Below are 5,020 nucleotides of genomic sequence, written 5' to 3'. Positions count from 1 at the left end.
TCAACAATTATACAGTTCATAGTTTGGTGCGTCACGGTTCATGTTCAAATTCCACCTGATTTAGGGTATTTGCATGAAGGGTTGCAACCAAAGATAGTATTTATTTTATTTTTTCAAAACCATAAGTAACCGTCTCACTTTTAATATTTAGCTTAAAATGGCTGGTTTTGTTGGCATCATATAACGGTAGTGCTTCTAAAACCATTGACTAAGGTCTCCATATCATTAGTGTATTTTTTGCATTTTAATAATGTAATAATGCTATGTATAGCCAATAAGCTAAATATGGTTAATAAAATAGGTTCGTCAATGTTTTTATAAAAAATAAGTAAGGGAGCAAGTAGGATGAAATTTAACAGCCATAGATTAATACCCCACTTTTTATTTTCTGAAATACCTCCATTGGCTATGGTTCCCAGAAATGTCATGCTAAATAAGCCTAGTTTGTAATTTACTGGCCAAATATTTTCTATGGAGATGTAATATAATAGTAGGCCGAAAAGCAAAATTCCTCCTGATACTATCAAAGATTCTGGAACGGTATAAGAGGATTCTTTTTTAGATTCTTTCGCGGAATAAAAACCGAACATCTTCAGGAAAGGTAAATTATTTGCCCAGAGTACATTGTAACTTTTGACATAATCTTTGACACCATAAATGATTGGAATAGTATTTAATTCTTGTTGGAAGGTTCCAAATAACTTATCCCAAACCAATAAAGTTCCACCAAAATTGCGATCAATATATTCAGGGTTTATCCCATGATGGACGCGATGGTGAGAAGGGGTGATCATTATTTTTTCGAGCCAACCACTATTTTTCACTAGTCCATTATGGTTATAAAACTGGACAATGTAATGGATACTGGATGTAGCTATGAAAACTTCCACGGGAACTCCTATCAAAGCTAAACCAATGAAAAAGGGGAAAGAAGTCAGGGATGAATACCATGAATTTCGAATGCCTAATGATAGGTTGAAGTGTTCGCCTTCGTGATGTACTACATGCACAGCCCACAAGAATCTGAATTTGTGATGGAAACGGTGAAGCCAATAAAAGCAAAAATCCCAAGTGAAAAAGGTGAAAATCCAAATTAATGGGTAAGGCCAATCTTTCAATAGTGAAAAACTCCAATGAACGGAAACGAAATAGAAGGACGAGATTTCCATACCTCTAAGAATCCACAGCAATATATGTCCCGAGTTCAAATTGAATATAACCTCTTGCCAAAGGATTTTCTCTTTCCTCTTAAAATGAAAAATAGCCAATTCGATTAAGACCGTCAGCAAAAGCAAACCATTTGCATATACTAAACTCATAACCTGGAATATTTAAAAAGTAATCCTGAAATGGTAATACCTGCTGCTGTGCCAAGAAGAAAACAAGTGTCTCCTTCCGTGAGGGTTTTATTTTCAATGCTGGTCACCAACGCAATGGGAATAGAAGCTGCGATGCAATTACCGTGATTTTCCAATTGGTCAACAATGTTTTCAGAGTTGCCTTTATTCAACGTGGCTAACATCCTTAGCCCCAATTTGCTAGCCTGATGGGGTATGATTAGATTGATATCTTGCAGTGAAACTGGCAGGGGCTTAAAAAATTGAGATAGAAATATGGGTAGAGTAGATTTTACCTTTTTGAGTAATTTTCTTCCTTGCATTTGGAAAGAATACAGCGCAGGGTCATAAGGTACATTTTTGGTGGGATTCATATTGCCTCCAGCTTCGATAATTGTATATTTCGCACCTTCTGCATAGGTTTTTGATTTATACTGAATCAATCCGTTCTTTTGATTCGTGGTGGAAATAATCACTGCTGCTGCCCCATCTCCAAAAAGACTATAGGTTTCTGCATCATTGGGGTTGAGGCCTATCGAACTAATTTCTGAGCTTACAATAGCGATATTTCGATAATCTCCGGAGTGCAACAATAACGTAGCATAATCCAGGGCGGAAATGAAGCTCGTACAAACAGTGTCGATATCGATACATGGAAAGTCCAGATCGAAAGCTTCTTTAAAAGCATTTTTGATTAAGCAAGATCTATTGGGGATGATATAGTCAAAAGTGGCTGATGCACCTATCAGACAATCAATATCTTTTATGCTCATGTTGGCATCCTTTAGGGCACTTCTTAATGCCTGCTCTGCCATAAAAGTATTAGACTCTTCCATAGCAACATGACGAGTTTTTACACCAATATTTTTAAAAATATAGCCTTTAGACAAACCCAATTCCTCTTCAATTTTGCTGCTGGAAATAGTGGTTTTGGGTAAATATTTTCCCACTCCTTTGATGCTAAATGCTCTTTGAATATTCATTTTTGATTCTTGTAAATTTAGTCATTGGGTCTTGTTTCTTATCGATCTTGACAATGTCAATGTCGTCAACGCCAAATTCGGACAACATTCGCTGTATTTCGAATTTGACAACTTTAAATACAGCAGGCAGTTCAGAAGTTTCTTCGACTTCTAAATACATGCATATAGTTCGTTCATCGGTCAGTGTGGCCGTGTAATTTGTAATTTTACCAGATGCGAGAATAATAGTTCTTCTAATAAAATCTGGGTAGATGATGACTTCCTTTTCATTTTGAAAAAATCGAAATACATCATCGGATCGTCCTTCGATTTTACGAATAACAGTGGACCTGGCACCACAACTACATGTAGTTCCTTCATGTAGAATGTCATTGAGTTCGTATCGCACTATCGGTTGAGAAGATCTCAAATAATCGGTGATTACCGGATGAAATCTTGTTTTTTCAGAGTCTAAATACTTTTTTTCTATTTCAAGCCAATCTTCATTGAGATGTAATTGTCCGTGTTTGCATGTATAAGCTAAAAATCCCTCTGTGCATTGATATACTTGGTTTATAGGGCAATTGAATATTGACCTGAGAAATTCTTTATGATCATCTTCCAATACTTCTGCAACAGAAATGATTTTATCGAATGTTGGTTTTATTTTTTCACTTTGATAGTTTTTTGCGATGGCCACGAGTACAGATGGCTGTCCAACCAAAATGTCTGCCTTTAATTCTTTTAGAATCTTTATATGTTGTTCTATAGGTGTTTTAAGATCAAAAAATGTAAAGGATAATAAGCCTGTTTTTGCCGCTTCATAGAGATTATTATTCGCTCTTAGAAAAAAGGCAATTTTACGTCTTCTAAAGGAAAATCCTATCACTCTATCTAAAATAGCTCCCACCCAAATAGCCTGTTCTTTTTTACTGGTGAGAAAAATTCCTCTGTTTCCGCTTGTGCCCGAAGAAAGACCAATACTAATGTTATTAATCGATGGGCTAAAGTCTCTTGTTTTTTCACTTTCGAAAGCCAGGTTCAAAACTTCTTCTTTTTTTAACCCTACGGTATTTATTGAATCAAAATTCTCCATGAATAATGCCTTATTCATTATTGGGAATTTTCGATTACTCTTCAATATTTCCCTGTAAAATTGAGAGGAGGAAAGGATTTTACTCCAATTTTTCTTCATTGGTCTGCTGACTCTATGGGAACTAAACATTCTCGAAAATCTGAGTTTTAAGAAATACAGGAGTATCGATATTTTTGAAACCTTCATTTTCTGTATATTAGTTCATTAATTGTTTCCTCGCAGTGGCATGGAATAATTAGGGTTTCAGGGTGAGTTTTGTGATAAGTATGAACCTTGTGCAGACTCTTCTTAAAATCGCTCCAGGAATCAAAAAATAAACGAACAATAGGATTCGGTAAATGAAGGTCTGCATAGTTTTCTTTTAACCACGCTGCATCTGATATCAGAAGTATCTTTTTGTCTGCATTCAGTAGTGCTCCAATCTGTCCTTTGGCATGACCATCTAGTTGACAAATTAAGATGGATTCATCGTTGAATAAGTCAATAACCGGACCCAGGCCATCTACTTCTTTGGTGCTCGTATCAAATGAGAGAAATTTTGTTCTTGATTGAAACTCCTCTGGCATTAGACTTGGGATAAATCCCTTTTTCAAAGCAAAAAAACCTTTCCTACCCCTTACATCTTGAAAAGCAACATCAGAACAAATGAACTCAGCATTAGGGAAGTCACGTAACCCCCCAATATGATCTGCATGAAAATGGGAAATGATGATAAACTTAATGTCATTTGGGTATATCCCTTTTGTTTTCAATACATTTTTGGCTTCGTCCTCTTCATTAACATAAACTTTGGTTACCCTTGCATAGATTTTGAAAGGATATTTTTTGGTGAATTCGTAAAACCTTCTCGTATAGCCAGTATCAAATAAAATATGTCCATGGATGGGATGTTCAATGTGGGCATAGGTGGCATAAAACTTAATGGTTTGGTTAGATGCTTTGCTTAAAGCATGAGAACGTTTGGCTTCGCAGTATCCTGCTGATGCTAAATTAAACTTTACCGCAGTCATGATTCTTTTTCTTTATACCATTTCACAAATTCCTCCATTGCTTGTGCAGTAGTTTGTATGGGTTTGTAATTCAATTTTTCTTTTGCTTTTTGTATTTCAAAAGTAAAAGTCTTTGCCAGTACACCTACGGAATACCGAGTAAGTACCGGCTCTTTTCCATTTAAAAATCGAGCATTGAACTCCATTATGAGTGCTGCCAGGTAGAGAATGGGATATGGTATTTTGTTCTTAATGGCAGGTAGTCCAATGGCGGTCAGGATAGAATTTATAGATTCCCAAAGATTAACAGGTTCCCCATTAGATATATTATAAGCTTCATTGCAGTTAGGAGTAAAAATGGAAAGTCGTACAGCTTCTACCATATTCGATACGGGTGTCAGGTCCACCATGTTATTTCCTGATCCCATGATTTTTAACTTTCCTTCCAAACGGGATCGAATTAGACGTGGCATGATGACGGTGTCTCCTCTTCCTACAAGTGCTCTTGGACGAAGAATTACATATGGCAGGCTTGATTCTCTTAACATACATTCAGCCATCCATTTTGTGTTGGCATAATTATTAACCATATGCTTGGGTAATGGAGAGTTTTCCCTTACTTTAATAGAATCCTTG

General features: G+C 36.1%; 5 protein-coding genes. All 5 read right to left on the bottom strand.

Annotation, left to right across the window (positions count from 1 at the left end; genetic code table 11):
* Nucleotides 1-176: 176 nt before the first annotated feature.
* On the bottom strand, nt 177-1,319 hold the full coding sequence (locus tag Q0L29_RS06345; protein ID WP_296620043.1) for a sterol desaturase family protein: 1,143 nt from the start codon (nt 1,317-1,319) through the stop codon (nt 177-179).
* Nucleotides 1,316-2,320: a 3-oxoacyl-[acyl-carrier-protein] synthase III C-terminal domain-containing protein gene (locus Q0L29_RS06340; RefSeq protein ID WP_296620041.1), complete on the bottom strand. Its 1,005-nt coding sequence runs from the start codon at nt 2,318-2,320 to the stop codon at nt 1,316-1,318. Before Q0L29_RS06340 ends, Q0L29_RS06345 begins: the two co-directional genes overlap by 4 nt.
* Nucleotides 2,298-3,581 carry a F390 synthetase-related protein gene (locus Q0L29_RS06335; protein ID WP_296620040.1) on the bottom strand — a complete coding sequence of 428 codons (1,284 nt, stop codon included), beginning with the start codon at nt 3,579-3,581 and terminating at the stop codon, nt 2,298-2,300. Before Q0L29_RS06335 ends, Q0L29_RS06340 begins: the two co-directional genes overlap by 23 nt.
* Nucleotides 3,578-4,405, bottom strand: a complete 828-nt coding sequence (locus tag Q0L29_RS06330; protein ID WP_296620038.1) for an MBL fold metallo-hydrolase — start codon at nt 4,403-4,405, stop codon at nt 3,578-3,580. Before Q0L29_RS06330 ends, Q0L29_RS06335 begins: the two co-directional genes overlap by 4 nt.
* Nucleotides 4,402-5,020, bottom strand: a 619-nt coding sequence (locus Q0L29_RS06325; RefSeq protein ID WP_296620037.1) for an NAD-dependent epimerase/dehydratase family protein, incomplete at its 5' end; no start/stop codon positions are given. The genes Q0L29_RS06325 and Q0L29_RS06330, both read right to left, overlap by 4 nt.

It is taken from the genome of Marivirga sp. (assembly GCF_024636815.1).
Classification (GTDB): Bacteria; Bacteroidota; Bacteroidia; order Cytophagales; family Cyclobacteriaceae; genus Marivirga.
The sequence above is the reverse complement of the archived record's forward strand: the minus strand, read 5'-3'. Positions and strand labels throughout refer to the sequence as shown.

Coding starts and splice junctions, on each gene's coding strand:
- Q0L29_RS06335 (WP_296620040.1), bottom strand. CDS start 3,581: ATGAAGGTTTCAAAAATATCGATACTCCTGTATTTCTTAAAACTCAGA.
- Q0L29_RS06340 (WP_296620041.1), bottom strand. CDS start 2,320: ATGAATATTCAAAGAGCATTTAGCATCAAAGGAGTGGGAAAATATTTA.
- Q0L29_RS06330 (WP_296620038.1), bottom strand. CDS start 4,405: ATGACTGCGGTAAAGTTTAATTTAGCATCAGCAGGATACTGCGAAGCC.
- Q0L29_RS06345 (WP_296620043.1), bottom strand. CDS start 1,319: ATGAGTTTAGTATATGCAAATGGTTTGCTTTTGCTGACGGTCTTAATC.